The following is a 22,433-nucleotide window of genomic DNA, read 5'->3' on the forward strand; positions in this document are numbered from 1 at the left end:
CAGCGTTAGACAAGGAGAGCCCCCCATGAAAGTCGCAGCAATCCAGATGGTCTCCGGCCCCGATGTGGCGCATAACCTCGCGCGTGCACGCCACTGGATGGCGCAGGCCGCGGAACAGGGCGCGCAGCTGGTGGCGCTGCCCGAATACTTCTGCCTGATGGGCTCGGCGGACACCGACAAGCTGGCGGTGGCCGAGCCTTTTGAAGACCGGGCTCAAGCGCCGATCCAGGCCGCGTTGGCTCAGACCGCGGCCGACTTGGGCCTGTGGGTGGTGGGGGGCACGCTGCCCTTACGTGGGGCCGATGCTGCGCATGTGCGCAATGCTTGCTGCGTCTACGCGCCCGATGGCCAGTTGGCGGCGCGCTACGACAAGATGCATTTGTTCCGCTTTGACAATGGCCGTGAGCAGTATGACGAAGGTCGCGTGCTGGAGGCCGGCAGCGAGCCGGTCACGCTGCAGGTCGAGCGCTTCAAGCTGGGCTTGAGCATTTGCTATGACTTGCGCTTCCCCGAGCTGTACCGGGCCATGAGCTTTCAGCCCGGACAGGCTGCCTGCGATCTGTTTTGCGTGCCCGCCGCCTTCACCTACACCACCGGCGAAAAGCACTGGGAATTGCTGCTGCGCGCACGAGCGGTCGAAAATCAGGCCTATGTCATCGCACCGGCCCAGGGCGGTCGGCATCAAAATGGCAGGCGTACCTGGGGGCACTCCATGATTGTGGATCCCTGGGGTGAGGTGCTGGCTTGTTTGCCCGAGGGCGAGGGCCTGGTGATGGCCGAGCTGGATATCGCGCGTTTGCAGGCGGTCAGGCGGCAGTTGCCGGCCCTGCAGCACCGCAGACTTTGAGCGTCGGACGCGGCAGTGGCCGCGCATGCAGGAGTAGCGCAGATGGATAGAACGGGGGCCCAGAGTCAAGCAAGGGGCTGGCGAGTGAGCCGGGGCCGGGGCTCGAGCTGTGGCGTGGGCTTTGTGCCCGCTGCCCTGCTGGCGCTGGCTGGGCTTTCCGGCTGCGGCACGCCCACCGAACCGCCCAATCTGGCCCTCAGTGCGACCGAAAGCCTGCAAATGCGCTCCTGGGTGCCCGATCGCTTGAAGGGGCAGATCGTGCTCTCGCCGGTCACCGGTGGGCAGCCGACCGGTATGTTGTGGGGCTCCAAGATCAGCAATGCAGCGCTGCAGGAGGCGCTCGACAGCTCGTTGCGCGCCACCGGCATGCTGGCCATGCGGCCGGGCGCTGGCGACTATCAGTTGGAGGCGAAGCTGGTTGAGTTGGAGCAGCCGATGATCGGCCTGTCCATGAAGGTGGTGGTGACCATCGCCTACACCGTGATCGAGAAGCGCAGCGGCACGGTGCTCTATCAACGGCGCCTGCGCAGTCAGCATGTGGCCGAGTTCAGCTCGGCCGTGCTGGACCAGAACGAACGCCTGCGGCTGGCCAATGAGGGCGCGGTGCGCAGCAATGTCAATCTGATGCTGCGTGATGTGATCGCACTGGCTTTGGGCTGAGGCATGCCTGCTTGAGGGCGCATCAACAGCAAGGCCCGCGCGAGGCGGGCCTTGGTACATCGTGCAGAGGGCTGAGGAATCAGGGCGTCAAGGCATCAAGGCCTTCAACAGCGCCTCAAAGGCCTCCTTGTTGGGTCGGATCTGGTTGGTCTGCTTGAGCTTGTCCTGGAAGCCGAAGTAGACCTTGCCGCCGCGTTCGATGAACATGCGCTCGTAGGTGATGGCCGCGGCCCGGCTGGGCAGGCCACTGATGCTCAAGACCCGCGCATCGCCGACGGTTTCGATCTTGTACTCGCCGCTGCCGATCTTTTCGCAGTTCATGGACGCGTTGTCAGTGCTGCGCGCCAGGCAGCTGAAGAAGTTGAGCTTGCCCGGCTCGCCAAAGCCCAGCCGCAGCCGGCGCACGCCGCTCTTGTAGTAGGCGGTGGGGGCGCTGTAGCCGGTGTCCTTGAGGTCGCCGATGCTGAGGGTGCTGGCGCCCCAGTTTTCTAATTTGTCGCCATGCGTCACCTTGTTGGGTGTGTAGACGCAGGGTTTGCCGGGGTTGGCGGCGATCGTGGCATCCAGGGTGGTGGCCACGGCTTTGAGCGAAGCGTCGGTCGAGCCGGTCCAGCTATTGCACTTGGCCTGCACACCGTTGGCCAGCTCGGCCACATAGGCGCGCAGCGCATCCGCTTCGGTATTGTTGTAGCCGATCGGGTTGAAGATATCTTGCCCGCTATAGAAGTGCAGCTTGGCATTGGCCGGGAACTTGGCCGCCAATTGGCTGGCATAGGTGTCCGGATTGGGGCCCCAGTCGGCGAACTTGCCTTGGCTGTCAAACAACGGATAGGCGCGAATTTGCTTGACCACCTCCAGCATGGTCTTGCCGGCGATATCGCTGCCAACCCGTTTGTTCTTGGACTTGAAGGCCTTGCAGGTCAGTGACTCGCTCTTGCCGTCCTTGTCCCATGGCGTGGCGTCGTTGACGAATTCGGCCGGGCAGTCGAACCATTCAGTGCCGGTCCAGTAGGTTTGGTTGCGCTTCCAGCTGCCGTCGCCACGGCCGTCGTAGCTGATGCCGAATTGCCGGAAGCTCTTCAGCACGCCGGCCTCGCTGACTTTCTCTTCGCGGAAATCGGTGAAATGGCGTTTGCCATTGGCGTCGGTGGTGTTTTGCGCGGCGGTCGAGTGGTAGCTGCGGTAGAAGTAATTGCCGGGGTCGCCAAAGGTGAACCAGCGTACCGACAGGCCGGCGCTGGGCGCCGAGGCCGCTTCCTCGGGCGCGCCCGCGGTCTTGCCAATGGCCACCACGCTGCCGACGTTTTCTTTGCTCAGCCCGGATTGATCGGAAATTTCCTTGGCCTTGTCCAGAATGGCCTTGGCCTTGTCATCCTTGTTGGCGGCATTCAGCACCGTCGGGTCGTTGGCTGCCGCGATCAATTCGGGCAACAGGGCCAGCAGGCGCTTGTTGATCTCGACGTCGATTTCGTTCTTGCCCAATGCGCTGCCGTCGCTGGCCTTGGCATCGTTGGTGCTGTTGACCTGGTTTTGCTTGGCCACCACCACCAAACGCGCCACGTCGGCGGCCAGCTTGTTGTCGGCGTCGGTCTTTTTGCTGAAGTCCTCCAGCAGCGGCACGTTCAGGTTGAGTTGCTGCTGCACCGCCTTTTCGGCGTCCTTGGTGCTGGCGCCGGTCGATTCGATATGGGTTTGCACCAGCGTGGTCAGCGGTGAGATCACGGCGCTGGAATCGGCCGGCGTTTTCATCACAAAGGCGGTGGTGACGGGGCCGTTGTCCTTGTCCACCGCATCGGTGCCGATCACAGCCACCAAGCCATGTTTGCCTACATCGCTGTCTGGCACCTTCAGCGTGACCTTGCCGTCGGCATCGGTCTTGCCCTGCAACTCGGTGCTCTCGCACAGGCCGTTGTCGTTGGCATCCAAGCAGACCAAGGCGTTTTGTATCGGGCCGTCGACCACACCGACGGTGACGTCGGTGGTTTTGATGGGTGTCGGGGTGACCGGGGTGGGGTCGCTGCTGCTGCCGCCGCCGCAGGCCACCAGGGCGGCTGCGGCCAACAGACTCAGACCAGCGGGCAAGAAACGGGCGTGCGAGGCATGACCGATATAGCTGACGACTCTCACCATGATGACTCCTTGGTAAAGAACAGACTCGCGCTGTGGCCCCATGCCGCAGCGGCCGGATGGGCGATTCTGTTCCTATCCTCGTCGGCAGGGAATCACTAGTTTTGACGAGCCCGGCGGTCTGAGCCGATGGGCGTTCAGCGCTGCCTTCGTAAGCCGCCAGAGTAGTTGCTCTGGCGCGCAAGGTGGATCAAGGACTTGGAGGTGGCGGCGCCATCGCGTCTGCGTACTCCGCGACACTGTTTCAGCAGCTGGCCTACAAGAGCGCCAATGTTGCTGCGACAGTTGTGCAATCGATTCGGCTTTAATGACCGGTCTCAGCCAAAGGAGCTGGCCTACCTTCGGGCCTCAGCGGCAGCAAGGGGCACTGAGTTGCCAAGTAGTCCGTGCCGTCGAAGTGTCCCGGCCGGCGCCTGGCCGAGAGTTGGAACAAACGCTGCTAAGCCGACGCTCTGTTCGCAATGTCCTTTGTTGGCTGATCTAAGTCTAAGTTGCGGCATGCTGCCCCGGCTAAGGTCAATAGCAGGTCGATCCATAGCCCTTACCCTTTATGCCGCGCCTCCCAAAGCGCCACAAGCTCACGGTGGTGCGGAATGTCGTTGAGAAACATCTGACGCATATCAGCATCGGTGATGGTGTCGGCCTTGGCCATCAGACCCTCGTAGGCGCGGCGCAGCCAGGATGTTGCGCGTGAGTCATCTGCAGCGAAAAATACCTGGCAGACGATAAGCTCGATCAGGACAGCGTTTTCGGAATCGTCGAAGCATCCGACTGCAGCCGCAGCCATCTCCGATGTGTCCCCCGGTGGCGTCAGCAGGGTACTGACCTCGTTAAAGGCAGCACCGACATCCCCTCGCATCAATGCAAGTTTTGCCAGTCCGGCGCTGGCTTCGAATCGGCAGCTGGACTCGATCTCCTCCGCCACCGTGCGTGCGCGCACATACGCCTGCGCCGCAAGTTCTGGCTGCCCCAGCGCAGCCTGGGCGTGGCCGCTATTGATTAAGCTGACGGCCTCAAACAGTCGCGCGTGAATGGCCAAGGCAATGTCAAGTGCGCGGTCTGCCAAGTCCAGCGCGCGGGCTCCATCGCCCCGCAAAAGTGCAATCCAGGACAGGTTGCAAAGGTTGGCGCATTCCGAGCTTCGATGCCCACGCTGGCTGGAGAGTCGCAGGGCTTCTTCAGCGTCGTGCTGACCGCCTGCCAGGTTGCCCAACCCAGCGCGAGCAGCACCAAGATTGGTCAGCACTATGCATTCACTCTGGCGATCGCCAAGCTGGCGGGCCAAGTCAATGGAAGCGCTCAACAGGTTCAGCGCAAGAACTGTGTCGGCGCGCATGTAGGCAACCCAAGCGAGACCGCTGAGGCACTCGGCCTGGGGTTTGAGCAGCGTACGCGCTTTGGCTTCGCTCAAAGCCTTTTGGAGCACGGCCTCAGCCTCTTCCAGCCGTCCTTGTAGCAGCATGAACTGAGCCAGCCACCGCAGACTGATCAGCAGATGCTCGCGCAGGCTGATCAGATCCGCGCCTGCGTTGGGGCCGCCAGCAGCATTGGTTAACGCTGATTCGGCCAAGGCCACGGACTGCCGTGCAAACTGTTCACCCTCGGCATGTTTGTCCAGGTTGTTTGCCCAGATGCACCTTCTGAAGGCGACATAGGACCGCCGCTCATCATCACCGAGGGCCGCGGCCACGCGGTCCATCGCATCGAGATCCTGCGCCTGGCACTCACGCTCACCCTGGAGGTCCAGGGTTTTCTCTCGTGTGCACATCAGCCGCCAGCGCAAGCCTGCCTGGCTGGATTCATCCCCAGCCTGATTCAGCAGGGTCAAGGCCGCTTGCACATGAGCCAGAGCGGTGGCGTGCGCCAAGCGTTGATGTGCGTACGCGGCTGCCTGCGCATGGAACTCCACCGCGTTCGCATCCTCACCCGCTGCCTCAAAGTGGCGGGCCGTCAGCCCCAAAAAGTCACCGGCCCGGGCGCTGTTGCTCTGGCTCTGCGCGGCCAGCCAATGGGCCAGCTTGCCGTGCAGCAGCTTGCGTTGGCGCTTGAGCACCGTCTCATAGGTCACCTGGTGCAGGAGGGCATGCTTGAACGAGTACTCGCGCAAACCGTCAGACTCGGCATCAGGGCGTGGCACGGCCAGTTCCCGCTGCGCCAGCCGCGGCAGTGTGACCTCGGTCTGGGCATCCAGTGCCAGTAGCGCACGGTCCCAGAACACGGACCCGATCACACTGGCCCCTTGCAAGGTCAACCGCTCTGGGGCTGGCAGACTGTCCAGCCTAGCCTGCAGCACGCCAGTTAAGGTGACCGGCACTTTACTTGCCTGCAAGCGGTCCGCTTGCAGGCGCCAGGTATCGCCCGAGGCGTCGATCGCGCCCTGGTCAATCAGCATGCGCACGAGCTCCTCCATAAAGAAGGGGTTGCCCTCAGCGCGGCCGACGATCAGCTCGGTCAACATGGGAGGCACTTCGGGCAACTTTTGCAGCAGTTCTTTGCCGAGCTCATGGCGGGCCAACGGGTCCAGCACGGTCAGGTTGATGCGTTCGTGCCGGTCATTGCTGCCGATCCAATCTGGGCGTCTCTCGAACAGTGTCGGTCGGGCAAAGGCCAGTTGCAGAAGTGGGATGTCGCGGTTGACGTCGGCCAGGTAGTGCAGGAAGTCCAGGCTCTCCTCGTCGGCCCAATGCAAGTCTTCGAGCTGCAGAACAACAGGCGCGCCACCTTGGGCGGCCAAACGCCGGAACATCTGCGCCGCTGCGTGATGCGCACGGTCGCGGATCTGCTTGGGGTCTTCCAGGATGCCGCGGATGTGGCGGCTGGCCTTCCACTCGATGCCGATCAGGTGGCCCAGCAGGTGGGCGTGGCCTTCGGCCAGATCAGGCCCGTCGTCGTGCAGGAAGAGCGGCACGATGCCGTCTTCCATCTTCTTCCTTGCGGCCTCGATGCTGTCGTCGTCGTGGATCTGGAAGCGCCAGGCGATGATGTCGCGCAAGAGGCCGAAGGTCTGCGTGCCGGTGGCCGGCGTGGCGCGGCCGCGGAAGAGGAAGACGCTCTCGGGGCGGGCCTCGCTCCAGGCTTCGAATTCGTACAGCAGCCGGCTCTTGCCGATGCCGGCTTCGGCCACCACGGTGACGGCGGCCAGCGTGCGCTGCTCGAAGAGGCGGTGGTAGGCGGCCTGCAGCGCTTCGAGTTCGGCGTCGCGGCCGATCATCTTCGTGGCCACCCCTTCGATGCCGCGTGTGCCGATGCGGAACTGGCGCGGCTTGGCGCGGCGCACGAGGTAGCTCTGCACGGGTGCATCGACACCCTTCACCGCCAGCGGCTCTTGCGCATCCACCTCGAACAGGCCGCGCACCTGGGCGTAGGTGTCGTGACTGATGCGCAAGGCGCCGGCCGGGGCGGTCTGCTCCATGCGCGCGGCAATGTTCACCGCGATGCCGCGGATCGTGCCTTCGGCGTCTACCCCGCCACCCAGCAGCACGCCGCCGGTGTGGATACCCACGCGCACGTTGAATCCTGCGTGACTGTGACGGGCCAAGACTTCCGCACCGAGGATGCGGCCCAATTCGAGCAGCGCCAGACCGCAGTGCACAGCGCGTTCGGCGTCGTCCTCGCGGGTCTCGTCAACACCGAACGCGGCCAAGATGTTGTCTCCCGCGTACTGAAGCACTTTGCCGTGGAACCCCTCAACGATCGCCGTGCCGCGCGACAAGGCATCGTCCATCACTGCGCTGATGGCTTCCGGATCCAGGCGCTGGCTCAACGTGGTGGAACCCACCACGTCCAGGAACAGGATGCTCACCTGCTTGAGCTGCTGCTCCATCTCAGATGGGGGCTCGGGCGGAGCCGCCAAAGCTGCCAGCCGAGCGCGCGCCGGCGCTAGCAGAGTTTCGACGACGGAGTTACCCAGCACGGGGCGCTGCGCTTCCAGAGCCGCGACCGCGGCTTCAAGTTGTTGCTGTTCCTGCGACATGGAGCGCAGCATAACAACTCCGATGCCGGGCTTCGGCCCTTATGCTCGAGATGCCCTATGTTCCTGCAAAGGCAGGTTTCGGGAACGGCTGTGAGTGACCGGAACTGGCCGGGAGCGTAAGGCCGCCCGTTGCAAGTAAGCCGCCGCAGAGCAAAACGGTCGGCGAACCGAACGTCAGCTATACGGCGTTTGTTCCAACTCTCGGCCAGGCGCCGGCCGGGACACTTCGACGGCACGGACTACTTGGCAACTCAGTGCCCTTTGCTGCCGCCCATCGCGCGAGATCGCCCGACGCAGGAAGGCTGATCCGAGTCATTCGCGGTCTGGCTTCCGAACGACAGCATTCATGAACTCCTGCCGCTGAAAGACTAGTTTCTCGACTGGCCGCTTCACCTTCGAAGCCAGTCGCCCACGCAAAAGACGTCACGACATTCGCGGGCCCTCACCCCGCAGTTGCGGGGCCTGCGCATGCGGTACATGCGGGGCACGCGTCATAAGATGGCTTCACCGGCTCATGCCGCTCGGTTTCAATCCATAGAGGACACGCAAATGACGAAGACCACCACTTGGGCGCGCACCGCGGGCCTAGCTGCCTCGATGCTGATTTCCCTCGCCGCTCACGCCGGCCCGGTGAAGACGTTGTTCCTGGGCGCCGACACGGGCCTCGCCGCGGTACAAAGCGCCATCATCGGCAGCGACGCCCGCTTCGACCAAGCTAACTCCGGCACCTATGCCGCGCAGTCCGGCACGCCCAGCCTGGCGTTGCTGAAACAGTACGACTCGATCCTGTTCTGGAGCAACCTCTACCCTTCCGATGCCAGCATGCTGGGCAATATGCTGGCCGACTATGTCGACGCCGGCGGCCGAGTGGTGCGCGCAACCTTCGTGGGCCAGGAAGTGCCCAACGCCGGCCGCATTGCCAGCAGCGGCTACGCACCCTTCGTTTCGGGCCGCGGTGATGCCTACAATTCGGCCTGCCTCGGCAGCTACGACAGCAGCAGCGCCATCATGGCCGGCGTGAGCTCGATTTGTGCCAGCAGGTACCGCGGTGACTGGAACAACACCCTGGACGTCGATGCCGACCTGGTGGCCTCCTGGGATGACGGCCGCGCCTTCGTGGGCATCAACGGCGCTCGCAATGTGATCGACGTCTCGCTGTTCCCCAATGCCGAAGCCTATGGCGTCGTCACCGGCGACTACCGCCAGCTGTTCGCCAACGCCCTGGCCTACGACGGCCAAGCCGGCAACCACGTGCCCGAGCCCGGCTCCTTCGCCCTCGTGGGCGTGGCCCTGCTCGGCATTGGCGCTGCACGCCGCCGCAAGGCCTGAGCGCAGGTGCAAGACTGAGCTTGCAAGTCCCGCCGAGGCGGGAATTTTTCATGGTGCGCCCAGCATGGGTGCACTATTGAAGTTGCAAGTCGTCCCGTAAGTTGGTTACGACGAACGAAGCGCAAGCGCATGAGGGCGACCGAGTGTGGGAAGGAAGCGGGGAGCGTAGCTGTGCAGACCTTCCTGCGCGGGCAGCCAATCCGTGGCCTTCACCGAAATTGGGGGGGCGACATGAGCGCCCATCCCACGGCGAGGCCCACCTTGATCACTGCTCACCGGCAACGGATGCAGATGCAGCGAGGCTGTGGACTGTCGGCCGGCGGGCCCTGCTTTAATGCCAAGTGACACCGGCAGCCCGGCAAGGACAGCGCTCACCATCGCAACTCACCCGTCAAGACAGCGCATTGGGTCTTCGTCGATGGGCATCAACTAAGTCCCCCAAAAGGCAGGGACGGCAAAGGTGGCCTGTCAAATCGCATAGCTGGGCAGCGATGACTCGCAGCACCACGGTCCCCGCAGTTTCCTCCCCGAAGGCTTGTCCAACACCTGCTCTCAGCCCGGTGTTGGCGCAGCCATGCTCTGTCGCGCGGGTAGGTCTCAGACGACCCTATACAAACCTCTGCTGCCTCGGACGACGAAGCAGCGAGCGGCTCCGATAGGCTCGATAGCGCCTATTCGACGGATTAAGCAGCAGCCATTCGGCGCCGGCTGACCGAGAATTTCGTGAGCTGCTCACCTGAATGACCGCCGCACATTCGAGGCCCGACATCGGCGCCGCAAACTCTGCAGCGGGGCAGTGACTGCTGAGTGGCTGGCACCGTGAGTCTGGCTCTCGGCCGCGAATGACCGCGGCCGCTGTATCGTTAGCTCAGATGTCGGCACTTCGGATGCCCGCTATGGGCACTTTGCCGCAGTTCAGTTTCAGCGTCCCGTAGGACCGGAATCGCCGAAAGCGGCCAGCTTGCCAAGCCACCCGATCCGCAAATGCTATGGGGCAGTCACCCAGCATTGAAAGCCCCCCGAACTCCTCGCCACTACGTAGCCTTCGCAACACACGGTAGGTCAGTCGCATGAACTAACGCCCGTCAGTCGCAAAGGAGAGGCGCGAGTCGCAATTACTTCGCCGACCTACGGCCTTAGCGGTAGCTTAGCGGCGCCCGAACATCATCTGCCGTGCCAAAGCCTTCTTCAACGGCGTGGCGGCCTGCAGCGCGGCGAGTGCCAGGCCGCGCGCAATCGGCAGGCCCGGCCAGCGCCAGGCGAAGCTGCGCGCCAGAAAATCGGTGGTGGCAATCATGCTCCAGCGGTCCGGTGCGCGCTGCCATTCGACCCGGCGCAGCGCTTCAGCGAGACCGTGGCCGCCACGCAAGGCGTCGACCAAGGCATAGGCATCGCGCAGGCCCAGATTGAGGCCCTGGCCCGCCACCGGATGCAAGGTTTGCGCGGCATTGCCGATGCGCACGATGCAGCCCTGTTCGACCAGGGTGCGTTCGGCATTCAGGCCCAAGGCAAAGCACTTCAGCGGGCCGATGGCTTGCAGGCGGCCGACGCTGGCCGGTAGCAATTGGTTCAGCACCGCCAGCCGCTGCGCCTCATTCAGCCCAGCCACCTCATCCTCGGCTTGCGGCACGCACCAGACCAGCGAGGCGCGCCGCTGGCCTTGCGTCGGTTTCAACGGCAGCAGGGCCACGGGGCCGTGGCGGGTGAAACGCTCATAGGCTGCGCCGAGCGGGCTGTCGTCGGCCAGGGTGACGGTGCCGACCCAGGCGTTTTGTTGGTAGTCATGCTGCAGCGCCTTGCGGGCTTGCTCGGCAAACACGCCGCCTTCGGCCACCACGGCCAAGTCGAAGCGCTCGGCAATGCCGGCGTCGACCTCAACCCCGCCGTCGCTGCCGCCCAATGCCTTCAGCCCTTGCACCGGCGAGCCGAAGCGGCTGCACAGGCGGGCCGGTTCCTGCGCGGCGCGTGCCAACCAGGCGGCTTGCAGGGGCGCGACCAACTGGCCATAGCTGATCACTGCGCCGAGTTGCGCCACGCCCTGCTCGGCGGCGCTCAGGCAGACCTCGGGCTCATCGACACCGGGGTTGAAGACCGAGAACAGCGGGTGCTGCAAGCTCGGCGGCGCCTGACTGACCGACACGCTTTGAATCGTTTGTGAGGCACTGCCGTCCCAGGCCTGCAGGCGCTGCAGCAATTGCACACTGCCCAGCGCCAGGGCCAGCGTCCGCGGGTCGCCTGAGACATCGCGTTCTAGAGGGCGGGCGTCGAACAGGGTGATATGCGCTTGGGGCAGCAACTGTGCGGCCAACAGGGCCAGGGTCAGCCCGGCCGGGCCGGCGCCCACCACGGCCAGCCGCAACTGTTCGGCGGTCGGGGCGGAGGCGGCGTTTGGCGGATGAAGAAGAGAGCGCATGGCGTGAGCGGCCGGCTTGAGGCTATACGGCGATGAAGGACGCTTCACTATAGCGGTCACCCTGAGGTGGCCGAGCCTGAGCGAGCGCCATCAGGCCTGCAGCAGCGCGCGGTGGCCGGCACCAGGCCGCACCCTCATCGTCTGGTCGACGCTGGCGCTGTAGCTTCGGCTGGCAATGTCGCTGACAAAGACCCACTCGGCGCGACAGTCTTGGGCCGTGGCAGTGATCACCAGAAAGCCTCGGCGTGAGGTGTCTGCCCAGGTCAATGGGCCGACCCATTCGGTCAGCGCGGGCGCCAGCAGCGGGGCCGCATCCTTGCCGACATAGGCCTCGATACCGGGCGAGCTGACCGAGGCGGTGGCGAACTCCACGCCGACCGGCGTGCCGGCGCGATCGGCCAGATTGCTGGCCCAAGCGTTGTGGCTGTCGCCGGCCAGCACGACCAGGTTCTTGTTCAGGTCGCGGGCGCTGGCGAGCAGCGCTTCGCGGGCGGCGTCATAGCCGTCCCAGGCGTCGAGGTTGTAGGGCAAAGCGGGTAGCGCTAACCAGGCCCGGTCCTGCTCAGTCAGCGAGGCTGGCGAAAACTTGGCCTTCAGGCGCAGATCGAGATAGGCCTGCATGCTGAGGCCGCTACCCGGGGTGTTGAATTCGAACAGCATGGCTGCCGGCACCTTCATGCGCGCCATCAGCACCTGCTGACCCAGCACCTGCCAGGTCGCCGTGGAGCTGGCCATTTGCTGCTGCAACCACTGCTGCTGGCTCGTGCCCAGCAATTGGCGGCTCGGGTCGGCCAGATCGGCGTCGAAGCGGGTGCTATCGAAGTTGCTGGCGCCGCCGTAGCGCGCGTAGTCAAGCTGCCGGTCGCGGCCCGCCAGCCGGGTGTCCAGCATGTGCAGAGCGAGCAGATCGCCAAAGGCGAAGCTGCGGTAGATCAGCTCCCGGTGGGTCCCGGTGCGGATCGGCATCCACTCGTGATAAGCCTGTATGGCGGCCGCCTTGCGTGCGGCGTAATCGCCTTCGGTGGCCGTTTGGTGATTGAGTGCGCCGCCGGACCAGGCGTCATCGCAGACCTCATGGTCGTCCCAGACCGCAATCATCGGCAGAGCGGCGTGCAGGCGCTGCAGGTCCGGGTCTGAACGGTACTGTGCGTAGCGGCGCCGGTAGTCGTTCAAGTTGAGGGCTTCGCTGGCCGGCTCCACTTCGCGCCCGAGTGTCGCGGCGTTGGTACTGCCGTAGTCGCCGCGGCCGTATTCGTAGATGTAATCGCCTAGGTGGACGGCGACGTCCAGGTCCTCGCGCTTGGCGGCCTCGGCATAGACATTGAAAAAGCCGGATGGATAGTTGGCGCAAGAAAACACCGCCAGCTTCACCTGGCTGGCGCTGATGGGCAGCGTCTTGGCGCGGCCCACGGGCGAGCTCACGCCCTTGCAGCTGAAGCGGTAGAAGTACGGCTGCCCGGGCTGCAAGCCACCGGCGTCCACCTTGACCGTGTGGTCCTCCTCCACGCGTGCCTGGGCCTCGCCGCTGTTCACCAGGGTCTTGAAATCGACATCGCGCGCGACTTCCCAGCGCACCGTCAGGCTGGCGTTGGCGTCCTTCAAGTCCAGCACGCGGGTCCAGAGGATTAGGCGGTCCTGCAAGGGGTCACCGCTGGCGACGCCGTGGCTGAAGCTGAGCGTAGTGGGTGTGGGGGGCGAGGGGGGCGGGGCCGGCGGTGGCGGAGCGGGTGGTGGCGCCGAGCTGTCGCCGCAAGCACTCAGGCCGAGCGTGCCCAGCGCTGCCCCGGCGCCGGCGACCATGGCCAGCGATTGGCGCACGAAGTCACGCCGGCCCGTCGGGGCGGGGGCGGGCTCTCTCGGCTCGCAAGGGGCGGGGGGCAATTCGTTCATGGGGCTGCCGGCTACTGGGGTTCGGCGGCATTCTCCATGAGCCGAGCAGTGCTGTGGCTCGCTCTGATGGGTGATTCGGGGCTGCGCTGCAGGAACCGAGCGACTCGGGTACGCTGCGACCCTCTCACCCCTTTTCTAGAATTTGTTGCGCTGCTGCGGCAGCGGGAGTGGATGCTATGCAATACCGTCGATTGGGCCGCAGTGGCCTGCAAGTTTCCGAGTTGTCCCTGGGTTCCTGGGTGACTTATCACAAGCAGGTGGACACCCGCGCCGCCACCGAGATGCTGGCCGCCGCCTATGACGCCGGCATCAACTTCTTTGACAACGCTGAGGTCTATGCCCTGGGCCAGAGCGAGGTGGTGATGGGCGAGGCCTTCAAGGCCTTGAAGTGGCCGCGTCTGAACTACATCGTCTCGACCAAGTTCTTCTGGGGCTTGGAGCGCGAAGGCAATACCGTCAACCGCAAAGACACGCTGAACCGCAAGTACCTGATGCAGGCCATCGACGGTTCGCTGAAGCGCCTGCAGCTGGACTTTGTCGACCTGGCCTATTGCCACCGCCCCGATCCGCACACACCGATTGAGGAAACGGTGCGCGCCATGAGCGACATGATCACCCAGGGCAAGGCCCTCTACTGGGGCACCAGCGAATGGTCGGCCAGCGATATCCGCGCCGCCTGGGAGATTGCGGAACGTCACCATCTGCACAAGCCGGTGATGGAGCAGCCGCAGTACAACCTGTTCCATCGCAACAAGGTGGAGCAGGAGTACGCGCGCTTGTATGAGGACATCGGCCTGGGCCTGACCACCTGGAGCCCGCTGGCTTCGGGCCTGCTCACCGGCAAGTACAAGGATGGCGTGCCGGCCGGCAGCCGCGGTGCGCTGGAGAATATGAGCTGGATGCGCGAGGGTCTGACCGACAAGGCCAAGAACGAGGCCGTGGCCGAGTTGAGCGGCATTGCCGCCGAGCTGGGTGGCAATGTGGCGCAATTGGCGATCGCCTGGGCCAACCGCAATCCGCATGTGTCCACCGTGATCCTGGGTGCCAGCAAGCTGGCTCAGCTGCAGGACAACCTGGGCGCGCGGGCCTTGACGCCCAAGCTAACGCCGGAACTGCTGGCCCGCATTGACGCGATCACGCTGGCGCATGCTGGCTGAGTGAGGCGCCCGCCAAGGGTTTGCGCTGAGGCGTTTTGCGCACGCCTCGGCCGGCCCTGACATGTCCGCATGTCATAGTGATGCGATGTCCAATTTCGCGCGCTTGCTGGCTTGTTTGATGGTGTGGGTCTGGTCGCTTGGCCAGGCCTGGGCCAAGCCGGCCGATCCACCCATTTCACAAGATTCGCTCCGCGGCCTGGCCGAACCGCGCTTTGAGTCGGTCGGGGCGGGCATCATTCCGCGCGATGTGGTGGCCTCGCTGGCGCAGGACCGGGCCGGCTTTATCTGGATCGGCACCGGTGACGGCTTGGTGCGCCACGATGCCTACCATTTCAGGCCGCAAGAGCGCGCCAGCGCACGGCCCGCGGCTCGCAATCTGGGCTGGCTGCGCGCCATTCTGCCCGGCCGCGATGGCCGCCTCTGGATCGGCAGCGAGACCGATGGCTTGTTGGTCTATGACCCCTTGACCGAGCAGGTCAGTCACCTGAATCCCGAGCGGCGTTCGCCGGACCGCGCCGGCCCGCCACCGGCGCCGCTGGCGACCGTGCGCGCCTTGGCGGAGGACCGCGATGGCGCCATCTGGGTGGGCACCTTGGGTGCGGGGCTGGATCGCTTCAATCCGACTAACGGCGAATTTCAGCATCATCGTCACGCCAAGCAAGCCGGCAGCCTCGATGATGACCGGGTGCAGGCCTTGCTGGCCGACAGTCAGGGCACGCTCTGGGTCGGTACCTGGTCGGGCCTGAGCCGGCGCATCAAGGGCTCGGATCGATTCGAGCCGGTGCTGAGCGAGCTGGCTGGGCAGACGGTGCAGGCGATTTTCGAGGCCTCGGACGGTCGCATCTGGGTCGGCACCCAGCAGGGCAAGCTGGCCGTATTGGACCCGGACAGCTTGCGCGGCACGCTGCTGGCCGATGCGGCGCTGCAGCGCGGGGCCAGCGGGCGCGGCGCGGTCAACAGCATTGTCGAGGTGGCGGGTGGGCAGATCTGGGTTGGCCATGCAGCCGGCATCGATGTGCATCAGGTGCGCAGCACGGAGCTGCTGCGGCCGCTGCGCCATCGGCCGGGCCGGTCGGCGGGCTTGGCCGGCGACGAGGTGGTGCAGTTGCTGGTGGACCGGGCTGGCTGGGTTTGGGTTGGCGGCTTTGGCCTCGGCCTGCAGCGCCACAACCCGGCCAATCAGAGCATCTGGGTGCGCGAGGCCGACCAGGCGCCTGCCAGCCCCTTGCGCAGCGCCGACGTGCGCAGCCTTCTGCAACTGGATAACGGTGAAATCTGGGCCGCCACCCATGGAGGGGACGTCGCCCGCTTGGACCCGGCCTTGCGGGTCATTGGCGCGCTGAGGCCGCAGCCGCAGGGCGCGCCCAAAGACCGGTCGGCGGTGGCGCTTCTGCAGGCGACTCGCATCACGGCGATGGTGCAGGTGGGCTCGAAGGACCTGGCTGAATCGAAGGGACAAGGCGCCGAGGCCGGCACGATCTGGCTGGGTGCTGAATCTCTGCTGTATCAATACGACCGGGCTGGCCGGCAATTGCGCACCCTGCCGCATGGCGGCGGCCAGACCCGTCGGCTGCTGGTCGGCAGCGAGGGCAGTTTGTGGATTGGTGCGGCCGATGGCCTGTATCGGCTCGCGCCGGGCGCCGAGCGGACCGAGCGAGTCATACAAGGCGACGGGCAGGCGCTCAGTGGCGAAATCCATGTGATGGCCGAGGCACTCGACCACAGCCTCTGGGTCGGCAGCATGAAAGGCTTGTTCCGCATCCCGCCGGGTGCGCAGCACTTGGAAGCGTTGCAGGCCCAGGCTGGCGCCGAACTGGGCAATCCGGTCGTGCTGGGTCTTTTGTTCGACAGCCGGCAGACGCTCTGGGTCGATACCGCCGTGGCCGGCCTGCATCGGATGAAGACCTGGGATGGCGAACGGGCCAGCTTTGAGCGCATCAGCGAGCGGCATGGCATCGTCAACCGCCCTTATGGCGCCAATCTGCTGGAAGACCGACGCGGCCGCATCTGGACTCAGATGCATGTCTATGACCCGGTCAGCGGGCGCTTGGACTATTTGACCGCCACCGACGGCATCGATATCGGCACACCCTGGTTTTTCTCCTTCACCAAGACGCAGGACGGCCGCATGCTGTTCGGAGGTGCCAAGGGGGTGGCCGTGGTGGAGCCGGAGCGCTTCGACCGGCCGGCCCACGCGCCGCCGCTGGCGGTGGCCGAGCTGCGCGTCAATGGTGAACGACAGCAAGCCGGCCCCATGCAGAACGGCTTGCTGTTGCGGCCGGAGCAGCGCAGCTTTAGCGTCGAGTTTGCGGTGCTGGACTTCAGCATGGCGGGCAGCAGCCGCTATGCCTATCGCCTGCAGGGCTTCGATCCCGACTGGATCGAGACGGGCGCCGATCTGCGTGTTGCCAGCTACAGCAATTTGAGCCCCGGTGATTACCTGCTGCGGGTGCGGGCTCAGAACCGCAGCGGCGTGGCCAGCGAGCAGGAGCTGGCCATCGCCGTCAAGGTCTTGCCCGCTTGGTGGCAGCAGTGGTGGTTTAGCATCGCGCTGCTGATCGTGTCGGGGGCCTTGATCTTCGGCCTGGTTCAACTGCGTACCCGCCAGCTGCGCGCGCGCCAAGGGTGGCTGGAGCGCAAGGTGCGTGAGCGCACAGCGGCCTTGGAGGAGGCCAGCCTGTCGGACCCCTTGACGGGCCTGCGAAACCGGCGCTTCTTGACCCAGCATATCGAGGCTGATGTGTCCCTCAGCCTGCTCCGCTATCAGGCCGGGGGCGCGCGGGCCATGGCGGGGCAGCAGGATGCAAAGGCCGTGGACGGCGCTGACCTGCTGTTCTTCTTGCTCGACATTGATCACTTCAAACAGATCAATGACCAGTTCGGTCATGCCGCGGGTGATGCGGTGCTGCAGCAAATGCGCGGGCGATTGCAGCAAGTATTTCGCGAGAGTGATTACCTGCTGCGCTGGGGCGGCGAGGAGTTTTTGATCGTGGCGCGGGATAGCACGCGCGCCCAAGCCGCCGACTTGGCCGCACGGGCCTGTGCGGTGGTGTCGGAGCAACCGTTCCAGCTCGATGATGGGCGCTTGTTGAGCAAGACCTGCTCGGTCGGTTTTGCCTGCTATCCGCTGGCGCCGGATGCGCCGGCGGCGCTCGACTGGTCGACGGTGATCGATCTGGCTGACGCCGCGCTCTACCAGGTCAAACGCGGCGGCCGCAATGGTTGGTTGGGCGCGATCGCTTGCAGCGGCAGCGATGTCGCCAGTCTGCAGCGGGCGGCGCACCAGCCTTGGTCGCAGTGGGCCGAGAGCGGCGGCTTGCAGGTGGCCGGGTCCTGGGTGCCGAGCGCTGCGGCGGACTGAGTCGGTGCTCTGTCGGGCGTCGGAAACGCTTCAGTCCGCTCCAAACAGTGGCGTGCTCACGATGCCGTCGCGTCCCTTCGCCTTGGCTTGGTAGAGCGCCAAATCGGCCTGCGCCAGCCATTGCGAGGCGGACCCGCCGCGCACCGGCACGGCGCTGACCATGCCGATGCTGAGCGTCAGGCGTTGGCCATGGCTTGACAAGACATGCTCGACGGCGGCTTGGCGCAACTCGTCGCGGCAGCGTTCGGCCACGGCCAGCGCGCCCTCGGCATCGGTTTGCGCCAGCAGCAGCACGAACTCCTCACCGCCATAACGCGCCACCAGATCGGTGGGGCGGCAGGCGCTGTTGCGCAACGCCTGCGCTACCTGGATCAAGGCCTGGTCACCGGCTTGGTGGCCGTAGTGGTCGTTGAACAGCTTGAAGTAATCCACATCGATCAGCAGCAGACTCAGTGGCGTGCCGAGTCGCAGGCCGCGGCGCCACTCCTCCTCCAGCCTTTGCATCAGCAGGCGCCGGTTGGCCAGCTCGGTCAAGGCATCGGTGGTGGACAGGCGCAGCAGGCGCTCGTTGGCATGCTGCAACTCGAGTTCAAACTGCTTGCGGTCGGTCAGGTCTGAAATGACGCCGACGAAGAACGGTCCGTCGGCACCGCATACTTCGGAGACCGCCACTTCCACCGTCAGCGCGTGGCCGTTTTTGTGCAGGGCGTGGAACTCTTTCGGTCGGCCGGTCAGCTGGCCGCCTTGTTCGGCATAGCGGCGCAGGTAGTGGTCGTGGTGGCTGCGCTCGGGTTCGTCCATCAGCAGGCTGATGTTCTGGCCCAGCAATTCGGCCTGCGCATAACCAAACAGCCGCTCGGAGGCGGGGTTGCTGCTGAGCACCTGACCGCGCGCGTCGATGGTGACAATGGCCACCGCTGCGGTGCGGATGATCGCCTCCAGTTCGGTCTGGCTGGCCTTCAGCTCTTGCTCCTTGGCCACCAAGGCGCTGACGTCCTGACGCACCGCCAGCAAATACCCCTCAGGCGTGCGTGTCTCATGGGTCTGCACCCACAGGCCATTGGGAAGCTGATTCAACATCGGGCCCTGTTGCTTGCCGCGGCTGGCCAGGCGCTGAGCCACCCATTCATCCTCGCGCCCGACCGCCTCGGCCGGTAAGGCGCCGGCCGCCAGCGTGCGCCGCAACAGCGCCTCGAAGGGCTGGCCCGGTGCGTAGTCCTGGTGGGCTTGCAAGGCCATCATGCGGCGATTGACCTTGACCAGGCGATCTTGCTCGTCATAGATCTCGATGCCGGCCGGCATGGCGTCAATGGCGCGTTCCAGCAGCATGCGGTCTTGCTGCGACTGTGCTTGCAGCCTCGCCAAGTCGTGCTGCGCGTGAATCAATTCGGTCACATCCATGCGAACGCAGACCAGCTGCCCACTCGGACAACGGGTCTGGTAGATGTGAATCCAACGGTCGCCGTACTGCGTCAGCAAGGGCGTGCTCACGCTGGCGCCGACTTGGCGACGCCCGTTCAAGCGCGCTTGCAGCCAGGCTTCTTCTTGCCCGATGGCTTCCTTGATCATGCCCAGCTGCAAGGACTGACGGACCAAGTCCTCAAACCCCGCGCCGCTGCGCAACTCGGTGCCGAGCACGGCGTATTGGCGCTTGATCAGCTCGTTGTGCAGCAGCAGGCGATCGTCGGCATCCCAGATTTCGAAGCCTGCCGGCATGGCGTTGATGGCTTCGAGGATTTGCTTGTGCAGGGCCGTTAAGTCCGACTTGGCTTGCTCCTGCGCATGTTTTTGCTGGCGCGCCAAGGCGAACACGGCATACAGGGCCAGCAACAGCCCCAGCAGTTGCAGCCCAATCCAGGGCTGCGGGGCCAGCGTCCATTGCCACCAGCTCAGTGCGGCGGTGGCAAGCAGGGCCAACACGGCGGCTATCAGCCAGCCTCGAGCTGCCGCTTTCGCCACGCCATGTTGAAGAGTCGCCGCCATCGCCGGTCCATCAAGCCAATGGCCGATTCTGGCTCAGGCGGGCGGGGGCGCTATGCGGGCAAATCCGCAGCGCAAGGCTTTCAGCGCGGGTGCGATGCTCAGTTTTGTAGGCTGGCCAGGCGTTCGGGTGTGCCGACATCAACCCAGCGGCCCGGCAGCAAGCTGGCGCCCAGCTTGCGTTGCAGGATGGCGGCTTCCAGGAAGGGGCGCAGCGCGGCCTTGCTGCCGGGCGTGATGGCTTCAAACATGCGGCGCCGGAACAGGCCCACGCTGGCCCAGGTGTAGCGCTGCGCAGGGGCGTCATCGCCGCTCAAGGCCAGCCCTTGCTCGGAAATGCCGAAGTCGCCCTTGGGGTGGTGCGGGCTGTTGTGAGTGAGCCAGAGTTGGGCGTCGAGTTCACGGTGCAGAAAGCGCTCGGCCGCGTCCGGCGGGAAGCTGAAATCGGGCAAGAACACATCGCCGGCCACCACCCAGAAGGCCTGATCCGATGCTGTGGGGCAAAGCAGGGGCAGCGCGCGGGCAATGCCGCCGGCCGTCTCCAAGGCACCCGCCGGCTCGCTGGACTCGTCGCTGAAGTGCAGGCGCACCCCGAAGCGCGCGCCGTCGCCCAGCTGGGCCGGGAACTGCGCGCTCAGCCAGGCGGTGTTGATGACGATGTCGCGCACGCCGGAGGCGGCCAGCGCCTCGATGTGATATTCGATCAAGGGCTTGCCGCGCACGTTCAGCAGCGGTTTGGGCGTCTGGTCGGTGAGCGGCCGCATGCGCTCGCCGCGCCCGGCCGCGAGGATGATGGCTCGCATGGGGCGAGAGTCTAATCGGGCCGGGCAGGGCGGCTGTGGACCGGGCCCGGCTCCGCCTTATCAGCGCTTGAGGACCTTCACGCTGGCATTGGCCTTGCTGCTATCGACATAGCCGATCGCACCCGGGGTGCTTGCCACGAACTTCAGCACATCGTCTTCGCTGGCCAGTTCGCGGGGCGGCTTGGCGCCGCCGGTGAAAATCTGCCGCGCCCACAGCGCCTTCAGCTGTGCCGGGGTTTTCTTCAGCACCTTGTTGCCAAAGTCCTCGCGCACCGGGCTTTCCTTGATATCGACCGGCAGTGCCTCGGCACCACCGGGGAAGGTTTTGGTTTGCCCCAGAAAAATCTTGCTCACCTGCTCATCGTCCATCGGTGTGGCGTTGCTGGGATGAACAATGATGACCGCATCGGCCCAGGCCGACGAGAGACCGGCGCACAGCAGAATCTGCACCAAGGCCTGTTTGGTGAAATGGATTGTCATGGTGTGACCTCGATTCAGAAGATGAGGTCATAGGACACCGTGACCAGCTTGCGCATGGTGTTGGTGCCGTCCAGGAAGTCCCAATTGCTGCGGTCGACTTGCAGCTTCAGGCTGCTGGTGTCGTTGAGCTGGTAGCGCAAGGTCAGGCTGATATTGCTGTCGGTTTCAACATGCTTGGAGGCATCGCCGGCGCTGTAGGCCTTCAGCTGCGTGTAGGTCAACATGGGCAGGAATTTGCCCAGCCGGTAGCCGCCGCCCAGCAGAAAGCCTTGGTAGCTGCCGCGCGCAGGCGTACGGGTGATGCGCGAGAACTCGCTGCGGCCCACCCAGTTGTCCAAGTCGATGTTGAAGGAGGCGGAACTGAAGGTCTGTGGCGATGAGTTGCCGTACAGCGCCGGGTCCGGCGAGGTCTGCACCTGCCCCTCGGGCAAATGGGCGACGGAGCGCTGCTTGGACTTGTTGTACGAGAAGCGGGCGGTGAACCAGTCGCGGTTCAGCTCCAGGTCAATACCCATCATATTGTCCCAGCTGATGTCCTGGCGCTCGGGCCGCTCCAGCTTGCCGATGGGGTTGTCTTTGGAGTGTTCCTGGCCGGCATAGGCGCTGGACTTGACCGCCCAGCCGCCGATGTCATCGCGGTAGGTGATGTTGGCGCCGTTGTAATTGACCACCGCCCAGCCATACACATCCGGCGGCACGCGTACCCAGTTGTAGGCGAAGCTGACATCCTGGAAGTCGGAGTAGAAGAACAGCGGCAGGCGCTTGCGGCCGGCTTGCAGAGTGAATTTGGGGCTGAGGTTGTAGCTCAGGAAGGCCCACTCCAGATCCAGCTTGGCCTCTTTGGCCGCGGTCCGGGCCATCAGCTGGCCGGTGAAGGAAAAGTCAGACGTGAAGTTGACCGTGCCCTGCAGCCCGGCGCGCGATTCCGGCGCCAGCGACCAGTTGTTCTCGTAGACCGAGCCGTGCGAGTAGTCGGCCACATAGCAGGTCGGGCATTTGCTCCAAGACGCCGAGGTCGGGTAACCGATGTCGATGCCGCTGGCGCTGAAGACCTTGCCGGCGGTCACATTGGCGAAGCCGGAGTAGCTGAAGTCAAAGGCCTGGCTCTGGCCACAGGCCAATAGGGTGAGCAGACCCAAGGTCAAGCGGCTTGGCCGCAAGAGGCGAGGCAAAAAGCACGTTTGTTTCACTGTCCATCCTCCCAAGCAAGGGGGCGGAGCCGTCCCAACAACAGCCCCTGAGAGGGGCTATCGGCAAAAAGTTGTGAATTCTTTAACGTTTGTAGCGAATGCCCCGCCGGGCTAGTTTTCAGCGTTTGGTCTGACGGCGGCGTGCTTTCCAGGCCAGCAGGCCCAGACCCCCCAGCATCAGGGCATAGCTTTCCGGCTCGGGCACGGCGCTGACCGTCAGCTT

The 22,433-nt window shown here is 64.8% G+C and carries 13 protein-coding genes and 1 pseudogene; 5 read left to right on the forward strand and 9 right to left on the reverse strand.

From position 1 onward, the window contains the following. The first annotated feature begins 25 nt into the window (after positions 1 to 25). Positions 26 to 847 carry a carbon-nitrogen hydrolase family protein gene (locus WG899_RS10300; protein ID WP_339595551.1) on the forward strand — a complete coding sequence of 274 codons (822 nt, stop codon included), beginning with the start codon at positions 26 to 28 and terminating at the stop codon, positions 845 to 847. Between the two features lie 114 nt (positions 848 to 961). Continuing rightward, positions 962 to 1,507: a hypothetical protein gene (locus tag WG899_RS10305; protein WP_339595552.1), complete on the forward strand. Its 546-nt coding sequence runs from the start codon at positions 962 to 964 to the stop codon at positions 1,505 to 1,507. Between the two features lie 87 nt (positions 1,508 to 1,594). On the opposite strand, the gene WG899_RS10310 is transcribed toward WG899_RS10305, so the two are convergent. Continuing rightward, the gene (locus WG899_RS10310) at positions 1,595 to 3,637 is read right to left on the reverse strand and encodes a hypothetical protein (protein WP_339595553.1); all 2,043 of its coding nucleotides are present in this window, start codon (positions 3,635 to 3,637) and stop codon (positions 1,595 to 1,597) included. Positions 3,638 to 4,175: 538 nt separating this feature from the next. Continuing rightward, positions 4,176 to 7,619: an ATP-binding protein gene (locus tag WG899_RS10315; RefSeq protein WP_339595554.1), complete on the reverse strand. Its 3,444-nt coding sequence runs from the start codon at positions 7,617 to 7,619 to the stop codon at positions 4,176 to 4,178. 537 nt (positions 7,620 to 8,156) lie between these two features. Between WG899_RS10315 and WG899_RS10320 the strand changes: the two genes are divergently transcribed. Next, complete coding sequence (locus WG899_RS10320; protein ID WP_339595555.1) at positions 8,157 to 8,936, forward strand: PEP-CTERM sorting domain-containing protein; 780 nt, start codon at positions 8,157 to 8,159, stop codon at positions 8,934 to 8,936. A gap of 1,147 nt (positions 8,937 to 10,083) precedes the next feature. Here WG899_RS10320 and WG899_RS10325 read toward each other — a convergent pair. After that, the gene (locus tag WG899_RS10325; RefSeq protein ID WP_339595556.1) at positions 10,084 to 11,349 is read right to left on the reverse strand and encodes an FAD-dependent monooxygenase; all 1,266 of its coding nucleotides are present in this window, start codon (positions 11,347 to 11,349) and stop codon (positions 10,084 to 10,086) included. Between the two features lie 90 nt (positions 11,350 to 11,439). Beyond that, positions 11,440 to 13,239 carry an alkaline phosphatase D family protein gene (locus tag WG899_RS10330; protein WP_339595557.1) on the reverse strand — a complete coding sequence of 600 codons (1,800 nt, stop codon included), beginning with the start codon at positions 13,237 to 13,239 and terminating at the stop codon, positions 11,440 to 11,442. Positions 13,240 to 13,415: 176 nt separating this feature from the next. Here WG899_RS10330 and WG899_RS10335 point away from each other — a divergent pair, with 176 nt between their 5' ends. Together WG899_RS10335 and WG899_RS10340 are read left to right on the forward strand one after the other, a co-directional pair. After that, a complete protein-coding gene (locus WG899_RS10335) occupies positions 13,416 to 14,396 on the forward strand; it encodes a potassium channel beta subunit family protein (RefSeq protein ID WP_339595558.1) in 981 nt (326 codons plus the stop codon). A gap of 85 nt (positions 14,397 to 14,481) precedes the next feature. Then, positions 14,482 to 17,757 (forward strand): ligand-binding sensor domain-containing protein, encoded by a 3,276-nt coding sequence (locus WG899_RS10340; protein WP_339595559.1) that lies wholly within the window; start codon positions 14,482 to 14,484, stop codon positions 17,755 to 17,757. A 30-nt stretch (positions 17,758 to 17,787) separates the two neighbouring features. On the opposite strand, the gene WG899_RS10345 is transcribed toward WG899_RS10340, so the two are convergent. The 5 genes and pseudogenes from WG899_RS10345 to WG899_RS22355 form a co-directional block, all read right to left on the reverse strand. Continuing rightward, a complete protein-coding gene (locus WG899_RS10345) occupies positions 17,788 to 19,677 on the reverse strand; it encodes a sensor domain-containing diguanylate cyclase (RefSeq protein WP_339595560.1) in 1,890 nt (629 codons plus the stop codon). 161 nt (positions 19,678 to 19,838) lie between these two features. After that, positions 19,839 to 20,540: an N-acetylmuramate alpha-1-phosphate uridylyltransferase MurU gene (gene murU / locus WG899_RS10350; RefSeq protein WP_339595561.1), complete on the reverse strand. Its 702-nt coding sequence runs from the start codon at positions 20,538 to 20,540 to the stop codon at positions 19,839 to 19,841. A gap of 60 nt (positions 20,541 to 20,600) precedes the next feature. After that, complete coding sequence (locus WG899_RS10355; protein WP_339595562.1) at positions 20,601 to 21,020, reverse strand: type 2 periplasmic-binding domain-containing protein; 420 nt, start codon at positions 21,018 to 21,020, stop codon at positions 20,601 to 20,603. Between the two features lie 14 nt (positions 21,021 to 21,034). Continuing rightward, entirely contained in the window at positions 21,035 to 22,159 is a 1,125-nt protein-coding gene (locus tag WG899_RS10360) for a porin family protein (protein ID WP_339595563.1), read from the reverse strand. Positions 22,160 to 22,328: 169 nt separating this feature from the next. Then, positions 22,329 to 22,430: pseudogene (locus WG899_RS22355) on the reverse strand (PEP-CTERM sorting domain-containing protein); the annotation flags it as partial. Positions 22,431 to 22,433: the final 3 nt, after the last annotated feature.

It is taken from the genome of Paucibacter hankyongi (assembly GCF_037482915.1).
Taxonomy (GTDB): domain Bacteria; phylum Pseudomonadota; class Gammaproteobacteria; order Burkholderiales; family Burkholderiaceae_C; genus Paucibacter_A; species Paucibacter_A hankyongi.

Excerpts from the sequence above, each read along its gene's own strand:
- WG899_RS10325 (WP_339595556.1), bottom strand. The coding sequence starts at position 11,349 with ATGCGCTCTCTTCTTCATCCGCCAAACGCCGCCTCCGCCCCGACCGCC.
- WG899_RS10330 (WP_339595557.1), bottom strand. The coding sequence starts at position 13,239 with ATGAACGAATTGCCCCCCGCCCCTTGCGAGCCGAGAGAGCCCGCCCCC.
- WG899_RS10335 (WP_339595558.1), top strand. The coding sequence starts at position 13,416 with ATGCAATACCGTCGATTGGGCCGCAGTGGCCTGCAAGTTTCCGAGTTG.
- murU (WP_339595561.1), bottom strand. The coding sequence starts at position 20,540 with ATGCGAGCCATCATCCTCGCGGCCGGGCGCGGCGAGCGCATGCGGCCG.
- WG899_RS10355 (WP_339595562.1), bottom strand. The coding sequence starts at position 21,020 with ATGACAATCCATTTCACCAAACAGGCCTTGGTGCAGATTCTGCTGTGC.
- WG899_RS10320 (WP_339595555.1), top strand. The coding sequence starts at position 8,157 with ATGACGAAGACCACCACTTGGGCGCGCACCGCGGGCCTAGCTGCCTCG.
- WG899_RS10310 (WP_339595553.1), bottom strand. The coding sequence starts at position 3,637 with ATGGTGAGAGTCGTCAGCTATATCGGTCATGCCTCGCACGCCCGTTTC.
- WG899_RS10315 (WP_339595554.1), bottom strand. The coding sequence starts at position 7,619 with ATGCTGCGCTCCATGTCGCAGGAACAGCAACAACTTGAAGCCGCGGTC.
- WG899_RS10340 (WP_339595559.1), top strand. The coding sequence starts at position 14,482 with ATGTCCAATTTCGCGCGCTTGCTGGCTTGTTTGATGGTGTGGGTCTGG.
- WG899_RS10300 (WP_339595551.1), top strand. The coding sequence starts at position 26 with ATGAAAGTCGCAGCAATCCAGATGGTCTCCGGCCCCGATGTGGCGCAT.